Source organism: Haliea sp. E17, from assembly GCF_048323675.1.
Lineage (GTDB): Bacteria > Pseudomonadota > Gammaproteobacteria > Pseudomonadales > Halieaceae > Mangrovimicrobium.
Window position 1 is genome coordinate 333,574 of record NZ_JBLWFK010000001.1, and the last position, 15,680, is coordinate 349,253.

At 64.8% G+C, this 15,680-nt stretch carries 14 protein-coding genes and 1 riboswitch; of the genes, 4 read left to right on the plus strand and 10 right to left on the minus strand.

Going from position 1 to position 15,680, the window contains the following annotated elements:
- Positions 1-7: 7 nt before the first annotated feature.
- Genes ACNKU3_RS01425 through ACNKU3_RS01450 form a run of 6 tightly spaced genes read right to left on the minus strand, consistent with a single transcriptional unit; the run spans position 8 to position 6,649 of the window.
- Positions 8-907, minus strand: a complete 900-nt coding sequence (locus ACNKU3_RS01425; protein ID WP_418257621.1) for a cobalamin-binding protein — start codon at positions 905-907, stop codon at positions 8-10.
- Positions 907-1,689 carry a heme ABC transporter ATP-binding protein gene (locus tag ACNKU3_RS01430; RefSeq protein ID WP_418257622.1) on the minus strand — a complete coding sequence of 261 codons (783 nt, stop codon included), beginning with the start codon at positions 1,687-1,689 and terminating at the stop codon, positions 907-909. The genes ACNKU3_RS01425 and ACNKU3_RS01430 overlap by 1 nt, the downstream gene beginning before the upstream one ends.
- Entirely contained in the window at positions 1,689-2,723 is a 1,035-nt protein-coding gene (locus tag ACNKU3_RS01435; protein WP_418257623.1) for a FecCD family ABC transporter permease, read from the minus strand. Before ACNKU3_RS01435 ends, ACNKU3_RS01430 begins: the two co-directional genes overlap by 1 nt.
- Positions 2,714-4,156 carry a cobyric acid synthase gene (locus tag ACNKU3_RS01440; protein WP_418257624.1) on the minus strand — a complete coding sequence of 481 codons (1,443 nt, stop codon included), beginning with the start codon at positions 4,154-4,156 and terminating at the stop codon, positions 2,714-2,716. The genes ACNKU3_RS01435 and ACNKU3_RS01440 overlap by 10 nt, the downstream gene beginning before the upstream one ends.
- A 17-nt stretch (positions 4,157-4,173) precedes the next feature.
- On the minus strand, positions 4,174-4,782 hold the full coding sequence (cobO, locus tag ACNKU3_RS01445; protein ID WP_418257625.1) for a cob(I)yrinic acid a,c-diamide adenosyltransferase: 609 nt from the start codon (positions 4,780-4,782) through the stop codon (positions 4,174-4,176).
- A gap of 16 nt (positions 4,783-4,798) precedes the next feature.
- Positions 4,799-6,649 carry a TonB-dependent receptor plug domain-containing protein gene (locus tag ACNKU3_RS01450; RefSeq protein ID WP_418257626.1) on the minus strand — a complete coding sequence of 617 codons (1,851 nt, stop codon included), beginning with the start codon at positions 6,647-6,649 and terminating at the stop codon, positions 4,799-4,801.
- Between the two features lie 281 nt (positions 6,650-6,930).
- Positions 6,931-7,076, minus strand: a riboswitch (cobalamin riboswitch).
- A gap of 300 nt (positions 7,077-7,376) precedes the next feature.
- Here ACNKU3_RS01450 and ACNKU3_RS01455 point away from each other — a divergent pair.
- The 3 genes from ACNKU3_RS01455 (at position 7,377) to ACNKU3_RS01465 (ending at position 10,734) form a co-directional block, all read left to right on the plus strand.
- A complete protein-coding gene (locus ACNKU3_RS01455) occupies positions 7,377-7,874 on the plus strand; it encodes a DUF501 domain-containing protein (RefSeq protein ID WP_418257627.1) in 498 nt (165 codons plus the stop codon).
- A gap of 110 nt (positions 7,875-7,984) precedes the next feature.
- Entirely contained in the window at positions 7,985-9,040 is a 1,056-nt protein-coding gene (locus ACNKU3_RS01460) for a 3-deoxy-7-phosphoheptulonate synthase (RefSeq protein WP_418257628.1), read from the plus strand.
- A 14-nt stretch (positions 9,041-9,054) separates the two neighbouring features.
- Positions 9,055-10,734 (plus strand): mechanosensitive ion channel family protein, encoded by a 1,680-nt coding sequence (locus ACNKU3_RS01465; RefSeq protein WP_418257629.1) that lies wholly within the window; start codon positions 9,055-9,057, stop codon positions 10,732-10,734.
- 19 nt (positions 10,735-10,753) lie between these two features.
- Here the strand turns inward: ACNKU3_RS01465 and ACNKU3_RS01470 are convergent, their stop codons facing one another.
- The 3 genes from ACNKU3_RS01470 to ACNKU3_RS01480 form a co-directional block, all read right to left on the minus strand.
- Complete coding sequence (locus ACNKU3_RS01470; protein ID WP_418257630.1) at positions 10,754-11,788, minus strand: DUF481 domain-containing protein; 1,035 nt, start codon at positions 11,786-11,788, stop codon at positions 10,754-10,756.
- A gap of 89 nt (positions 11,789-11,877) precedes the next feature.
- The gene (locus ACNKU3_RS01475; RefSeq protein ID WP_418257631.1) at positions 11,878-12,579 is read right to left on the minus strand and encodes a type II secretion system protein GspG; all 702 of its coding nucleotides are present in this window, start codon (positions 12,577-12,579) and stop codon (positions 11,878-11,880) included.
- Positions 12,580-12,701: 122 nt separating this feature from the next.
- The gene (locus ACNKU3_RS01480) at positions 12,702-13,883 is read right to left on the minus strand and encodes a hypothetical protein (protein ID WP_418257632.1); all 1,182 of its coding nucleotides are present in this window, start codon (positions 13,881-13,883) and stop codon (positions 12,702-12,704) included.
- Positions 13,884-14,214: 331 nt separating this feature from the next.
- On the opposite strand from ACNKU3_RS01480, the gene ACNKU3_RS01485 reads away from it, so the two are divergent.
- Positions 14,215-14,655 carry an Lrp/AsnC family transcriptional regulator gene (locus ACNKU3_RS01485; RefSeq protein WP_418257633.1) on the plus strand — a complete coding sequence of 147 codons (441 nt, stop codon included), beginning with the start codon at positions 14,215-14,217 and terminating at the stop codon, positions 14,653-14,655.
- A gap of 19 nt (positions 14,656-14,674) precedes the next feature.
- On the opposite strand, the gene ACNKU3_RS01490 is transcribed toward ACNKU3_RS01485, so the two are convergent.
- Positions 14,675-15,559, minus strand: coding sequence for a LysR substrate-binding domain-containing protein (locus ACNKU3_RS01490; protein WP_418257634.1), 885 nt, complete (start codon positions 15,557-15,559; stop codon positions 14,675-14,677).
- Positions 15,560-15,680: the final 121 nt, after the last annotated feature.

Consider the following 15,680-nt stretch of genomic DNA (forward strand, 5'->3'; position numbering starts at 1 on the left):
TTGAATCTCACTGGGATCCCGCTGGTGCGGCTTCACGCACGGCCTGCATCCGCTGGCACATGTCCGCGGCGCCCTGCGCGACCCGGGTGGTCGGTCGCTGGATCAGGTCCGGGTTGATGTGCACCAGCGCGTTGTGGCGCACGGCGCGCAGGTCGGGAAAACGCCGCCAGTCATCCAGCCATTCCGGCCGGGAGCGGTCCATGCCGCTGGCGATAATGACGTCGGGATCGGCGCCGAGCACGGCTTCGAGGTTGATCCGCGGCGCCAGTGTGGGCAGTGCGGCGAACACGTTTTCACCGCCGCACAGGGCGATCACCTGGCTGATCAGGTGCTCGCCGTTGATGGTCTGCAGGGGATCGTTCCAGATCTGGTAAAACGCGCGCAGGGCTGTTCCCGACGCGTATTGCCGGCGCAGGTCTGCGATCTGCTGTTCAAAGGCGGCGGCCGCAGCGTCTGCCTGCGCCGCACTGCCGGCCAGCCTGCCGATGTCGCGAATACTGTTGGCAATCCCGCTGAAATTACGCGGTTCGCTGACGTAGACCGGGAAGCCCAGCCGCTGCAGCTTGGCCAGGCCGTTCACGCCGTTGCCTGAACCCCACAGGATCACCAGGTCCGGAGACAGCGCGGCCACCTCCTCGAGACTCCAGGCAAACGCGCTGCCGACCTCGGGCAGCTCGCGGGCTTCCGGGGGGTAGTTGCTGTAGCTGACCGCAGCGACCAGGCGGTCGCCGGCGCCGGCGCTGAAGACGTTTTCCACGATGTGCGGCGCCAGGGCGACAATGCGGCGGGCGGGTTGTTCGAGGCGCACCTCGCGGCCCAGGGAATCCACCGCGGCGACCTGGGCGCCGGCGAGGGCCGGGAGCAGGGCGGCAAGCGCCGCACACAGTCTGGCGAGGCGGGCGAGCATCAGCGCTGGATGACCACCGGGCGACCGGATACCGGGTGGGGAATGACCTCCACCGGAACTGCAAACACCGCGTCGAATACCGGGCCGGTCAGGACCTCGGCGGGACTGCCGCAGGCATACTGGCTGCCATCGCGCATGACCAGCAGGCGGTCGACATTGGCGGACAGCAGGTTGAAATCGTGACTGGCGATAATCACCGCGCAGCCGCTGGCGGCCATGCCCGCAACCACCTCCATGACCATGCGCTGGTGGGAGGGGTCCAGCGCCGCGCTGGGTTCGTCGAGTAGCAGCAGGCGGGCCGCCGAGTCCTCGGGCCGCCACAACTGGGCTGCGGCGCGGGCCAGTTGCACCCGCTGCTTTTCGCCGCCGGACAACTGGGTGTAAGGCCGCTGGCGCAGCGCCGCGGTATCGGTCGCCGCCAGCACTTCCTCGAGGACCGCCCGGTCCGCGGCCCGGCCGGAGGCGTGGGGGATGCGTCCCAGCAGGATCACTTCCTCCACGCTGAAGGGAAAATTCAGCGCTGCGTGCTGGGTCTGTACCGCGAGGGCGCGGGCGCGCTGCAGCCGGGGCCAGTCCGCCAGTTCCCTGCCGGCCAGTGTGACTGTGCCGCCGTTGCCCGGGAGGCTGCCTGCCACGCAGTGCAACAGGCTGCTTTTGCCCGCGCCGTTGGGCCCCACCAGGCCGAGGGTCTCCCCGGCCGCGAGCTGGAAGTGAATGTCTCGCAGCAGCGGCGCGCCATAGGGCGCGGCACTCAGGTGCTGGACGTCGAGCAGGGCCGTCATCAGCCCATCCCGTAGTCGCGGCGGCGCCGCAGCAGGGAGACGAAAAAAGGCACCCCGACCAGCGCGGTGACCACCCCGACCGGCAGTTCGGTGGGTGCGATGACCGTACGTGCCAGGGTATCGGCGACCAGCAGCAGGATGGCCCCGGCGAGGGCCGAGGCGGGCAGCAGGTACCGGTGATTGGGGCCGATCAGCAGCCGCACCATGTGCGGCACCACCAGGCCGACGAAGGCGATGGTGCCCGCCAGTGCCACGGAACAGCCGACCGCCAGCGCCACCAGCAGGATAATCAGGCTCTTGGTGCGCTCCACATCGACCCCCAGGTAGCGCGCCTCGGATTCCCCCAGCAGCAGGGCGTTGAGTGCGGTGGCGAAGCGCGGCAGCGCGACACAGCAGGCCAGCGTCGCAACCAGTGCCACGGCGGTGCGCGGGTAGTCCGCGCCGTCCAGGCCGCCCATGCGCCAGAGGCTGATCCGGCGCAGGGTTTCATTGCTGGAGAACAGCTCGAGAATGTTGCCGCAGGCGCCGGCCAGGGCGGTGATGGCAATGCCCGCCAGCAACATGGTGGCGACCGAGGTGCCGGTGTCCACCCGCGCCAGCCGGTAGACCACCAGCACGGCGACGATGCCGCCGCTGAAGGCGCCCACGGAAACCAGGCTGAGCCCGCCGATGCCCTCGGTCCAGTGGCCGGCGAGGGCGATGACCAGGCTGGCGCCGAGGGTCGCACCGGCAGTCACGCCGATCAGCGAGGGATCCGCCAGCGGATTGCGGAAGATGCCCTGCATGGCGGCGCCGCTGATGCCCAGCATGGCGCCCACCAGCGCTGCCATCAGCGCCCGCGGCAGGCGAATCTGCTGCACGATGGCTGTGGCCTGCCCGCCCTGTTCGGGATTGAACAGGGCGGCGAGGCTCTGTTCCAGCCCCAGGCTGACACTGCCGAGGGACAGCGCCGCCAGCAGTGCGAGCGGCAGCATTACCAGTTGCACCAGCAACAGGCTGCGGGCGCGGGCGCTGCGGCTGCTGTTCAGCTGCATGCGGGCCACTGCGGGAACAGCCGGTCGAGCTGGAGGTGGCTCTCCAGGCAGTCCGCCAGGCGTTCGATTTCGCGCTCGCGCAGTTCGGCGAGATTTTCGCCGCGGGCGTTTTCCAGCCCGGCCCAGCGCAGCAGGGCGGCGCAGGCCTCCGGGTGGTCGAACACCCCGTGCAGGTAGGTGCCGGCGACCTGGCCGTCGCCGGAAACGGCGCCGTCCTCAATTCCGGAATCCAGCAGGGCGAAGGGGGCTGTGCCCGCCGTGCGCGTACTTTCGCCGCAGTGAATCTCGTAGCCGGCAACCGCGCAGTCGAGGCCGGCAATTCGTCCCTGTACCTGGCGCAGGGTCTTGCCGGGGAGCAGGGTGGTGTCGATGTCCAGCAGCCCCAGGCCGGGACTGGTGCCGGCCGCGCTCTCGATGCCATCCGGATCGGCGATACTGTGTCCGAGCATCTGCAGGCCGCCGCAGATGCCGAGCAGCTTGCCGCCGTAGCGCAGGTGGCGCTGCAGGTAACCCTCCCAGCCGTTATGGCGCAGCCAGTCGAGGTCCTCGCGTACATTCTTGCTGCCGGGCAGGATGACGAGGTCGGCGCCCGGCGGCGCGGCGCCGGCGCCGACATATTGCAGGTCCACCTGCTCGTTCAGGCGCAGGGCGTCGAAATCCGTGTGATTGGAAATGCGCGGCAGGACCGGCACGACCACGCGCAGGCGCTCGCCGCTGCCGGCCTGTCCGGTCTGGATGGCGTCCTCCGCGTCCAGCCGCAGGTTGTGCAGGTAGGGCAGTACGCCGAGCACCGGTTTGCCGGTGCGCGCCTCCAGCCAGTCGAGCCCGGATTGCAACAGTGCGAGGTCGCCGCGGAAACGGTTGATGACAAAGCCCCGGATGCGGGCCTGCTCGCCTGGAGAGAGCAGTTCCAGGGTGCCCACGAGATGGGCGAAGACGCCGCCCCGGTCGATGTCAGCCACCAGGATGACCGGGATGTCCGCGGCCTCGGCGAAACCCATGTTGGCGATGTCGCCCGCCCGCAGGTTGATTTCCGCCGGGCTGCCGGCGCCTTCCACGACGCGCGCCTGGTAGCGCTCGCCGAGGCGCTGCCAGGCACCCATCACCGTGTCCATGGCCACGCGCTTGTAGTCGTGGTATTCCCGCGCGTCGAGGTCCTCGACGGCCTTGCCGCAGAGAATCACCTGGGCCTGGCAGTCGCTGCTGGGTTTCAGCAGGACCGGGTTCATGTCCACGTGCGGAGCGATACCAGCGGCCTGCGCCTGCAGTGCCTGGGCGCGGCCGATCTCACCGCCGTCGGCGGTGACCGCGCTGTTCAGCGACATGTTCTGGGGTTTGAAGGGCGCTACGGCAATGCCGCGGCGCGCCAGTACCCGGCACAGGCCGGTGACCAGGATGCTCTTGCCGGCGTCCGAGGTAGTGCCCTGCACCATCAGGGCAAAGGGGGCGTTCAGAAGTCCACACCCTTGCGCGCCTTGATGCCCGCACGGAAGGCGTGTTTCACGTCCTTGACCTCGGAAACCGTGTCCATCACGTCCTGCAGGGCGCTGCCGCCGCCGCGTCCGGTCACCACGACGCTCTGCTCGACCGGGCGGTTACGGATGGCGGCGATGACCTCCTCCTCCGGCAGGTACTTGTAGGCCAGCATGTAGGTCAGTTCGTCCAGCAGGACCAGGTCGAACTCGGGGTTTTCCAGCATCGGTTTGGCCAGCGCCCAGGTGCGCTGCGCCGCGGCGATGTCGCCCTCGCGGTCCTGGGTGTTCCAGGTGAAGCCGGTGCCCATCTGGTGGAATTCCACCTGCGGGCAGTGGTCGCGCAGGTAGATCTCCTCGCCGGACAGCTGCTGCCCCTTGATGAACTGCACCACGCCGACTTTCTGGCCGTAGCCCAGGGCGCGCATCACCATGCCGAAGCCGGAGCTGGACTTGCCTTTGCCGTTGCCGGTGATGAGCAGGGCGATGCCCCGCTCTTCACTGGCCTCCTCGATACGCGCGTCCACTTTCGCCTTCTGCTTTTCCATCGAGGCCTTGTGTCTGGCGTTCTTGCGATCGTCGCTCATTGCTGTTACCTGCGTGTCAGAAGCTGTAGCGGACGCCGGCATAGGCCGCGGTGCCGCTGGCGAAGTAGGTGGGAACCTCCTCGTACTCCTCGTCGAAGAGGTTTTCCACGCGGCCGTAGAGGTCCAGCCCTTCGAGCAGGGCGAAGCTGACGCGCGCGTCCACCACGGTGTAATCGTCCATCGACTGGCCCACGGTGTCCACCGCGTCGCCCGAGCTGCGGGCGTGCACGGCGAGGCTCAGGCGCTGGTCCAGCAACAGCCAGGTCAGGCCGATATTGGCCAGCTGTTCCGGGCGGTAGGCGCGCTGTTCGCCGTTGGTGGTCTCGGTATCGTTCCAGGTGTAGTTGCCGCTGAGGGAAAGATTCTCCAGCAGCGGCCACTGCGCGATCAGTTCCACGCCGCTGGAGGTCGTCTCGCCCTTGTCCTGCAGGTAACCGGAGTAATTGATGAGGTCGTAGCGGATTTGGTTGTCCACGGCCTGGTCGAAGTACACCGCCTCCAGGTACAGGCCGTTGTTGCCGAACCAGGATACCGCGAGGTCGTAGCCCTCGCTTTCCTCTGCGTCCAGTGTGGTATCGCTGGCGGGAGCATAGGCCCAGGGACCTTCGTTGTAGGCGATTTCATACAGGCTGGGGGCGCGGAAACCGGTACCGTAAGTGCCGCGGAACTTTACTTCGCCGCTGCTCGTCGGCACCACCCAGGCACCGCTCAGCCGCCAGGAGGTGTAGCTGCCGAAGTCGTCGTTGTCGTCATAGCGGGCGCCGGCGGTGAGATAGAGGTTCTGCCGCCAGTTGCCCTGGTACTCGAGGAAATAGCCGAGGTCGTCGCGCGATTCGCTGACGCCGGCGTCCTTCAGGTTATCGGTTTCCAGGTCGACACCGTAGACGAGCCTGAGCTGTTCGCTGCCGGCAAAGTTGCCGAGGTAGGTCCATTTCTCCATTTCGCCCCGGTTGGCGAAACTCTCGATTCCGTCAGAGAAATTCACCCGCTCCATCTCGCTGCGGCTGTAGGCCAGCTCGTGGCCGAAGCGTGCGCCCTGCCAGTTGGCGCTGCCACGCCAGGATTCCTGCTGGTAGTCATCGCGGCAGCGGTGGGTGGTGGAGAAGTCGGCCGCGTAGCAGCCGTCGTAGTCGCTTTCACCATCGATACTGTTGCCGGCCAGGCTGAAACCGAGGGCTTCGGTAGCCTGGAAATTGACCTTGCCGTGCACCGTGGTGTTCTCGTAGCCATCGTCGTCGCGCAGTTCGCTGTCGATACTGCGGGAGTTGAACCCGTCGGTCTGGTAATCCGCCAGCGACAGGCTGCCGTTCAGGCGCTCGCCGCCGAGGCCGAGGTTGGCGGCCAGCTGGCCGGTGCCGTAGCGGCCGCCCTCGACACTGGCGTCGCCGGAAAAGCCTTTTTCCGGCGCCCAGCTGGTGATATTCACCACCCCGCCGGCGTCGGCGCCGTACATCATGCCCTGCGGGCCGCGCAGGATTTCCACCCGCTGGATGCCGGCGCTCTGCAGCTGCTCGATGCGTGGGGAAAACTGCGGCGAACTGGTATCCGAAATATCGATGCCGTCCAGGAATACCTTCGTACGGTAACCTTCCTCGCCGCGAATGCGCAGGGTGGAAACCTTGCCGGCGCCGCCGGTATTGGTGACGGCGATGCCGGGCTGGGTGCGCAGGATATCCTGCAGGGCGAAGCTGCCGTTGGCGCGGATGTCATTTTCCGTGATCACGGAAACCGAGGTGCCGAGCTGGCGCAGGGTCATCGGGGTCCGCGACGAAGTGACGACGATTTCTTCCAGTCGCGGGTTTTCGGCCAGTGCGTGGGTGCCGAGTGCGCAGGTCGCGACCAGCGGGAGTACAGGTTTGATTTTCATGTGATTCCTCAATGCCGTGTGGAGGCGATTGAGGGAGGGGATCAGGAGACGCGATGCGGGCATCGAGTGACCTTGAATGAAGCCCTCCGCTCCATCGGTGTCATCGTTTTGCAGTGGGATTCAGGGTGGTTCATTCCCGGTCGCGCGAACCGTAACTGCCCGCAGGAACACGCCAAAAAGCGCACATCCATGTGCAGGCTCGGGTGGCGACATCCCTGTCGCCACACGGTTCCTGCGGGCAGTTACGGTCCGCACGACCTCGCTTGGGCACTCGCCTGCAAGCGCACTGCTTCGTACCGGGCAGGTGTCGGACTCACAGTCTCCTTGGACTGCATACCGTTGCGGGGGCAGCGGTGGCATCTCACCACACTTCCCATTTAACCCACGCGCTTTTCAGCGCGGTGGCACCTGGTACGGGGCGCGATTGTGGGCCGAGCCCCGGTGCTTGTCAATTTCTATACGGTTTGAATGGCTAGTGCTGCCCAGTGCCGAACTCGCGCTGTGGGTAGAGTGTGAAAGGGAATCCGCCTGGTGGAACCGTGTGGCGACATGGATGTCGCCACCCGAGCCTGCACATGGACGTGCGCTTTTTGGCGTGTTCCACCAGGCGGATTCCCTTTCGCGCTCGGCGGAAACACTCCGATACCGGTCGCTAGACGCACAGGGTTATTGGTCGTGCCGACCGTCAAGGAATAGCGTAGAATCCCGCGCCTAAAGGGAGGCAGCGATGCACACAACAGTGACCGAAGCGCAAATCGCACAGGTCCGGGAATTACTGGGCCGGGAGCCCCGTGGGCTGGAGGAAGTCCCGGTCGCCCACGCGGATGGCCGGCCGATGGTCATTCGTGTTGCCTCGCTGGTAGACGACAAACCCTTCCCGACCCTGTTCTGGCTGGTGGACGCGGAGCTCAGCTACCGCATCGACGTGGTGGAGGCCGGCGGACTGATCGCCGAACTGCAGGCGCGCATCGACGCCGATCTGGCGCTGCGCGGCGCCATGGCGGAGGATCACCGCCGGCACATTGCGTTGCGCGAAAGTCATATGGATGACGCGACCCGGGAGCGCCTGCGGGAACTGGGTTTCGGTGACGTGCTGGCGAGCAAGGGAATCGGCGGTATTGCCGACTTCAGTCGAATCCGCTGCCTGCATACCTGGTACGCGGCGCACCTGGTAGTCCCCAATACCGTCGGCCAGCTGCTCGACCAGCATTGGGCGGGGGAATAATACCCCCTTGAGTGCCACGGTATGTTCACCGGCAGGTGGTATAGTAGAGGGCTTTTCACGCATACAGCTGTAGCGCTCCGTCGCGTTGCGGGGCCATTGGAATAAAGACTATGACGACCAATACAGACGATCTTCGGATCCAGAAAACCCGGGAACTGATGTCTCCCGAACAACTGATCGCCGACATCGGTGTCGACGAGAAAGCTGCGCAAACGGTAGCCGGGGCCCGCGCCGGAATCCACGAACTGCTCGCCGGCGATGACGATCGCCTGCTGGTAGTGGTAGGTCCCTGCTCTATCCACGACCCGGAGGCCGCGCTGGACTACGCCGCGCGCCTCAAGCAGGTCGCGGAGGAACTGGCCGACGACCTGCTGGTGGTGATGCGGGTCTACTTTGAAAAGCCGCGTACCACGGTAGGCTGGAAAGGCCTGATCAACGACCCGGACCTCAACAATACGTTCCAGATCAACAAGGGCCTGCACCTGGCGCGCCAGTTGCTCGCCGACCTCGCCGACCTGGGCCTGCCCACGGGCACCGAGTACCTCGACCTGATCAGCCCCCAGTACCTGGCGGACCTGGTCTCCTGGGGCGCCATCGGCGCGCGCACCACGGAGAGCCAGACCCACCGCGAACTGGCTTCGGGACTGTCCTGCCCGGTCGGTTTCAAGAACGCCACGGACGGGGATATCCAGGTGGCGATCGACGCCATCAAGTCGGCGTCCCGGCCGCACCATTTTCTCTCGGTGACCAAACAGGGGCTTTCGGCGATTTTCCAGACCACCGGCAACGAGGACTGCCACATCATCCTGCGCGGCGGCAAACACCCCAACTACGACATGTTCTCCGTGGACGATGCCAGTGCCATGCTGGCCAAGGCCGGCCTGCCCGCGCGCATCATGATCGATGCGTCCCACTCCAACTCGCGCAAGATTCCGGCGCGGCAGATCGATGTCACCCGGGATATCGCCAGCCAGGTCGCGCGCGGCAATCGCAGCATTTTCGGTGTGATGCTGGAGAGCAACCTGGAGGAGGGGCGCCAGGACGTGGTGCCGGGGCAGACGCTGACCTACGGGCAGAGCATCACCGACCCGTGTATCCGCTGGGACGACACGGCTCCGCTGTTGCGGGAACTGGCCGCCGCGGTACGGACGCGGCGCGACAGTTGATCGCGGCACCGGCAATGCGCTTGCTCCCGGCGCTGGCGGGCGCGGTTTGCCTGGCATTCAGCCTGCTGGTGGCGCAGCCCGTGGCGGCGGAGGATGCGCCGGTGGAGGTGCCACCCACCGTCCAGGAAATGGCCGCCAGCCTGCAAGTGCGGATCGACGCCCTGGGCACGCTGGACAAACAGATCGAGCAGGCGCCGGAACGCTACCGGGATTCCCTGGTCAACCGGCGCGACGATCGCGCTTTTCGCGCCCTGCAGGAACTCGGCCGCATGGGCCAGGCGGTGCTGTCCCTGCCGGAAAATGACCCACAGCGGGACGCGGGGCGCCAGTTCCTCGAGGGTTACCTGAATATTGCCGGGGAGCGGGTGCTGTCGCGCATCGGTACCCTGGAGGACACTATCGACCAGGCCTTCGCCCGGCTGGACGGGCTTTCCGGCGCCGAGCGTATCGAGGGCGAGGCGCGGGTGCACGCCCTGCAGGGCCTGCGCTATCGCTATTACAGCGCGCTGGTCGAAATCATCAAGGCCTGTCGCGGGCTGTCCCTGGCCTCCGATTCAATGGTCGAACGATTCCAGCCCATGCTGCAGATGCAGACCGAGGCAATGGTCGGGCGCATGGAGTACACCGGGATAGCCTTGCGCGACCTGCGCGCCCGCCAGTCCCTGGAAAAGGACAATGCCGACCTGAAGACCGCTATCGCCACGCTTTCGCGGCAGCAGAAGACGGACCTCCAGCACCTCACAACCATGATCGGCCTGCTCGAACAGCTGGGCGTGCAAACCCAGGAGTTTCGCGCGGTACTGGTGCAGCAGGGCCAGGGGCTGTCACTGGCGACCCTGGAGAGCGGCGCCATTACCACCCTGCTGGAGGAAACCTGGGATACGGTCAGGGATTCCCTGGTCACCCGGGTGCCCAACTTTCTCTTCAATTTGCTGGTGTTCTTCGTGATTGTCGTGGCGTTCTACATGCTCGGCCGGGTAGCCCGGCGCGGCATACGCGCCGCCTGCGAGCGACCCGGGGTGAAAATGTCCACCCTGCACAAGAATACCCTGGTGTCGATTACCGGCGGCCTGGTCACCCTGATGGGGCTGTTGATCGCGCTGGCGCAGATGGGTATTTCCCTGGGCCCGATGCTGGCCGGTCTCGGCGTCGCCGGTTTCATCGTCGGTTTCGCCCTGCAGGATACGCTGGGCAATTTTGCCGCGGGTGGCATGATCCTGATCTACCGTCCCTTCGATGTGGACGACTACGTCGAGGTGGCGGGTGTCGCCGGCCTGGTGAAGAAGATGAGCCTGGTGTCCACGACCATTGCCACCATCGACAACCAGATACTGGTAGTTCCCAACAGCAAGATCTGGGGCGATGTCATCAAGAACGTCACCTCGCAGAAATTGCGGCGGGTGGATATGGTTTTCGGGATCAGCTACGGCGACGATATCGAGAAGGCGGAGAAAATACTGGTCTCCATCCTCGAGGATCACGACAGTGTGCTGCGGCAGCCGGAATGGAAGGTGAAAGTGCACCAGCTGGGCGATTCCTCGGTCAATTTCATCGTCCGTCCCTGGGTGAAAACCGAGCATTACTGGGATGTGTACTGGGACATCACCCGCGAGGTGAAAATGCGCTTCGACCGCGAGGGCGTATCGATTCCCTTCCCCCAGCGCGACGTCCACATCTACCGGGAAGACGCTTGATTCCGGCGCCCGCGGGCCGTCAGTTGTTCCAGCCCAGGCCGGTGGTGATGGCGTAGTCGGAGGAACTGCCGGTACCGGAGTCGTTATCGGTATTCGCCCAGGCGGTGACGTCCCAGTAGAGGTCCTTGACCAGTTCCCAGCGCAGGCGCAGGTTGCTGCTGGTGCGCACCCGGCCGAATTCCGTCACGCTCGGGTACAGGTCGAAGTCGAGCACGATATCCATCTCCGGTGTGGTGAACTTCCAGGCCGCGTAGTGGGTGTTGAAAAACAGCTCCAGTTGCTGGTCGACGTTATCCCCCTTGTTATCCTCGCTGATGACCTGCAGCCCCGCGGTGCCACTGAGGGTGTTGCGGTGGGTGTCGACAAAATAGCGGCCGAGCCCCGCACCGGCGCTGAGTCGCCGGGTCAGGTCCAGCTCGTCGTTGCTCTCGTAGCTGGCGAAGATGGCGCGAAACACGCTGCTGCGGTCCCGGGTCCAGGTGTTCCGGGTAAAGTTGACGTCGGTGCTCGAGGTGTCGTCGTCGTTGGTCCGGGTGATATCCGTGCGCGCGGTAAAGTTGTTGGTCGATTTCTCGTTTTCGTAGCCGATGTTCGTATTCAGCGAGGCCTGTCCCACCGAGCTCGCCTTGGTGTAGGAGAAGGTTGTCGACAGGTAGATATCGATCCGGTCAATTACCCGTTCCTCGATGGGGCGGATTTCCACCACCTGCAGCAGCTCCACTTCGTGGCGGCCGTAGATGTCGACCAGGACCAGCTGGCCGGGCTTTGCCTTGTCCTTGAACGAGCCGTAGAGGCGGTTGCCGTCACTCAGGCGGACCTCGTAGTGGTAGCCGCTCTGTACCCCGGCAATTTCCGGCCACTCGATTTCAACTGTATCCAGGGCGTCAGTGGAAAGCTGCAGCTGGCCGCCATCCAGCGCTTTTATCTCACCGGTGATCCGGTCGCCGTTGTAGAGCGTGATTATGTCGATTTTCTGGCGGTCATCGGCGCGCAGGGCGGTGCTGCACAGGGCTACCGCCAGTATCGCAATCCAGGAAGAGAGTTTTGCCAGCACCGTGAATTCCCGCAGCCGCCTTTTGCCCGAGGTCCGGCTAATACTAGCCCGAAAAGCTCGCGACTGCGCCAGGCAGGGAGTGCCGGCTGTCAACGCTGTCCGAGAACGTGGGCAATATGGTCGAGGTAGGGGAAAATCCTGCTGCTCACATCCGCGTTCTCGCCACTGCCGCCTGGCGTGTCGTCCGCGCCCAGTGTGAGCAGTTCATAGTTGCCCTTCACCCGGCCCCACTGCACCTCGTCATAGCGGTAGTCGCGATCCCAGGGGTCTTTGGGGATGCTGTCGATGTAGCCGCCATCGGGAAAATGGAGCAGGGGTTTGTGGCGGTCCGGGATGCGTTCGACCAGTGCCTGCAGACCCTGGGCTTTGGTGGGGTAGTAGGAGTTGTCCTTGTAGTAGCGCTCGAGGGCGCTGGTAAGCGCGGCATAATCGGCGGAGATTTTTGCCAGGGAAGTATTGTCACTGGTATAGGGGCCGATGCCGAACTGTTGCAACAGCGCCTCGGCCGGATCCTTGCTGCAGAAGATCGTGAGTTGCTCCGGCAGGGGTTGCCGGTAGAGCGTGCCGCGCACGGTGATGAAGGGCTTGAAGTCTTCCTTGGGTGTGACGTACGACGTGTAGGCGCTGTATTCACCGCACACCGACTCCCCTGGATAGGTTTTCATCCTGCGAAACTCCACATCCTTGGGAATGGCGAGGTTGGCGGTGAGAATCTGTTCGGCGTCCTCAACACGGGCACCGCAGGCGCCGAGCAACAGCAGGACGAGGGCTAAACAGGTGGCGCGCAGCATTTATTTTCTCCAGTTTCCAGAGGACGCCAAGTATGGACTGGATGGTATGCGCGCACAATAAAATCACCGGGAGCCCCGCGACAGCGCGCGGTTGCGGCGCGGGGGGCTGTTTCCCGGGGGCGTCAGTACTGCCAGCCCGCCTCGACATCAACATAGCTGGTCGAATGAAAGCCGTTGAACCGGGTGGCAGTGGCGGAACCGTAGGCGCCGAGCAGGCCGAATTCGATGTAGTCTCCGCAGCGTATATCCACGGGCAGCCGCAGGGGTTTGACCAGCCGGTCAACCGGGTCACAGGTCGGCCCGAAGCAGTGGAAAGGGGCGAAGGGACCGTCCACCCGCTGACCCTCGCGCCAGACCCGAACCGGGAACTCGATATCGACGATGGACTGCTCCTGCAGGCCGCCGTATACACCGTCGTTGAGAAACAGGGTCTGGCCGTCACCGCGGCGGTGCGCCACCCGGGTGAGCAGGCTGACGCAACCCGCCACCATGGCGCGCCCGGGTTCGCAGATCAGCGGAACCCCCTGCATAGCCTCCCGCTGGAAACTGTCGGCAATGGCCGCGAAGTAGTCTCCGAGCAGCGGTGCGCTGCTGTTGCAATAAGCTTCGGCGAAACCGCCGCCGACATTCAGCAGGGCCAGCTCGACATCCGCTGCGCGGCTGATGTGCGCCGCGGCGGCGATGTAGCGCGCATACATCTGTGGGTCGGTGCATTGCGACCCCGGGTGGAAGGCCAGTGCCGGCCTGGCGCCACGGCGCCGGATTTCGCGCAGCAGGGCGACCGCGCCCGCTGCGTCGGTGCCGAACTTGCTGCCAAAGTCATAGGCGGCCCCCGCATGATCCAGCTTGAAGCGTACGCTGTAGACGACGTCCCGGTCCCCCGCAGTGCACTGCCACAGCTTCTCCAGTTCCGCCAGCTCGTCGAGGGCAAAGGAGCGCACGCCGAAGCGCAGGTAGGCTTCGCGAATGGCTTCTTCCGGTTTGACCGGGTTGTTGAAGTGCAGCATTGCGCCGGGACAGCAGCTCGCCACAGTGGCCACTTCCGCCAGCGAGGCGACATCGAAGTGGCGGACGCCGCTGCCCTGCAGGGTCGCGAGTATGCGCGCTTCGGAGTTGGCCTTGACGGCATAGCTCACCGCGCCGGGAAATCCCTGCAGGAAGGCCTGCGCGCGCTGGGCGAGGGTTTCCCGGCAGAACAGGTAGAGCGGCTCGAGGGGTTTGACCTGGCGGGTGACTTCGGCACAGTCGCGGTAGCGGCCGATGGCGGGAACCTGCTGGAAAGCGCTGGCGATGCTGCCGGTCATGGGCGGTCTCCCCGTGAGTGTTACTGACTTTTTGTTCCCCTTATTGTGGTTAGTGGGAGTGCCAAGCGAACAGTTGCAGAGTTTGGGCAATTTGCATCATTATTGGTCAAATTGAATATGTGTCTAGGCGAACTGACTACATGACTTGGGACACGAATCCGCAGGCTTCGGCTGTTACGCCTGCTGGAACACGCCAAAAGGCGCACATCCCTGTGCAGGCTCGGGTGGCGACGTCCTGTCGCCACACGGTTCCAGCAGGCGTAACAGCCGAAACCCGCTCGCTTCCGGTGAGCCGTATGGTTGCCGGGCACATTTCGAGGTCGGAGGGCCTATGCCAACGGAATTGAATCAGACCGATCGCCGGATTCTCCGCGCCTTGCAACAGGATGCCCGCAAATCCGTGAGTTCCCTGGCGCGCGAACTGAACCTCTCGCGCACCACCGTGCAGAAGCACCTGGCCCGCCTCGAGGAGAGCGGCGTGATTGCCGGCTACCAGGTGAAACTGGGCGAGACCTTCAGCTCCCGGACCTTCCAGGCCTACGTCAGCCTGGTGGTGGACCCGAAGCAGTCGGCGCAGGTGGCTGCGGCGCTGCACAGGATGCCGGAGGTCGAGGCGCTGTTCACGGTCAGCGGCAAGATCGATTTCGTGGCGCTGGTCCGCGTGCAGTCGCCACCGGAACTGGATGCGGCGCTGGACCGGATCGGCGCAGTGGGCGGCGTACGCGACACGGATTCGGCGATCGTCCTGTCGACCAAGTTCGACCGGCGCTAATGGTGGGGCGAGAGCGGGCCTAGGCCTCGATAGTGCGGCAGGTGTCCATCCAGCACTGCACCGAATCCAGCGGATAGCGCTGGGCGGGCAGGGCGAAGTAGAAGGTGCGGCGCATGTCCCGGCGCGGCAGTTGCAGCGGCACCAGGTCGCCGTTGGCGAAGTTGCGCTGCAGTACGATCTGCGACAGGCAGCCGATGCCGAGACCGGATTCCACCGCATTCTTGATCGCCTCGTTGTGCTTGAATTCCATGTAGACGTTGAGTTCCGGCAGCAGGCCGGCCATGGCCTTGTCGAAGGTCTGGCGGGCGCCGGAATCCGGTTCGCGCAGGATCCACGCAGCCTCCTTGATGTCCCGGGTGCTGAGCACCCGCTTGCTCGCCAGCGGGTGGTTGGCGGCGCAGAACACCACCAGTTCGTCGTCCCGCCAGGGGATCAGCTCCAGTTCCCGGTGTAGCACCTCGCCCTCGATCATGCCGATATCCACCTCGTAGTTGAGCACCTTGGCGACGATCTCGGGAGTGTTGGCGATCTCCAGGCCGACGTCCGCCTTCGGGTAGCTGGCGAGGTAACCGGCCAGGCAGCGGGTGGCGAGGTGGTTGCCAATGGTGAAGCTGGCGCCTACCTTGATATGGCCCAGTGCTTTGTGGGACTTCAGCACCTGCTCGAAATTGACGCAGTGGTCGAGCAGGGTCTGGGCCTCCTTGCGTACGCTGTGGCCCACGGCGTTGAGCGCCAGCTTGTTGCCGACGCGGTCGAACAGGGCGATATCGTAGGCGTGCTCGAAATTCTGCAGCGCCTCGCTGGCGGCGGACTGGGACATGTGCAGGATCTGCGCAGCGCGCGAGATGCTGCCCTGGCGGGCCACTTCAAGGAAGATTTGCAACTGTCTCAGGGTGTATTTCACGGCGGTAATTCCTGCTATCGGTATTTCCGATGGACACAATCATAATATCCTGTTTTACATGAAGCGCCTATGGTCTTAACCTGCGACCACTCTTATAACTCCCAACCGCGCCGGTGAAGCA

What these genes read in the sequence shown, in the direction of transcription:
- ACNKU3_RS01485 (WP_418257633.1), top strand. Translation starts at nt 14,215, where the DNA reads ATGCCAACGGAATTGAATCAGACCGATCGCCGGATTCTCCGCGCCTTG.
- ACNKU3_RS01455 (WP_418257627.1), top strand. Translation starts at nt 7,377, where the DNA reads ATGCACACAACAGTGACCGAAGCGCAAATCGCACAGGTCCGGGAATTA.
- ACNKU3_RS01435 (WP_418257623.1), bottom strand. Translation starts at nt 2,723, where the DNA reads ATGCAGCTGAACAGCAGCCGCAGCGCCCGCGCCCGCAGCCTGTTGCTG.
- ACNKU3_RS01480 (WP_418257632.1), bottom strand. Translation starts at nt 13,883, where the DNA reads ATGACCGGCAGCATCGCCAGCGCTTTCCAGCAGGTTCCCGCCATCGGC.
- ACNKU3_RS01465 (WP_418257629.1), top strand. Translation starts at nt 9,055, where the DNA reads ATGCGCTTGCTCCCGGCGCTGGCGGGCGCGGTTTGCCTGGCATTCAGC.
- cobO (WP_418257625.1), bottom strand. Translation starts at nt 4,782, where the DNA reads ATGAGCGACGATCGCAAGAACGCCAGACACAAGGCCTCGATGGAAAAG.
- ACNKU3_RS01450 (WP_418257626.1), bottom strand. Translation starts at nt 6,649, where the DNA reads ATGAAAATCAAACCTGTACTCCCGCTGGTCGCGACCTGCGCACTCGGC.
- ACNKU3_RS01475 (WP_418257631.1), bottom strand. Translation starts at nt 12,579, where the DNA reads ATGCTGCGCGCCACCTGTTTAGCCCTCGTCCTGCTGTTGCTCGGCGCC.
- ACNKU3_RS01430 (WP_418257622.1), bottom strand. Translation starts at nt 1,689, where the DNA reads ATGACGGCCCTGCTCGACGTCCAGCACCTGAGTGCCGCGCCCTATGGC.
- ACNKU3_RS01425 (WP_418257621.1), bottom strand. Translation starts at nt 907, where the DNA reads ATGCTCGCCCGCCTCGCCAGACTGTGTGCGGCGCTTGCCGCCCTGCTC.
- ACNKU3_RS01440 (WP_418257624.1), bottom strand. Translation starts at nt 4,156, where the DNA reads ATGGTGCAGGGCACTACCTCGGACGCCGGCAAGAGCATCCTGGTCACC.
- ACNKU3_RS01460 (WP_418257628.1), top strand. Translation starts at nt 7,985, where the DNA reads ATGACGACCAATACAGACGATCTTCGGATCCAGAAAACCCGGGAACTG.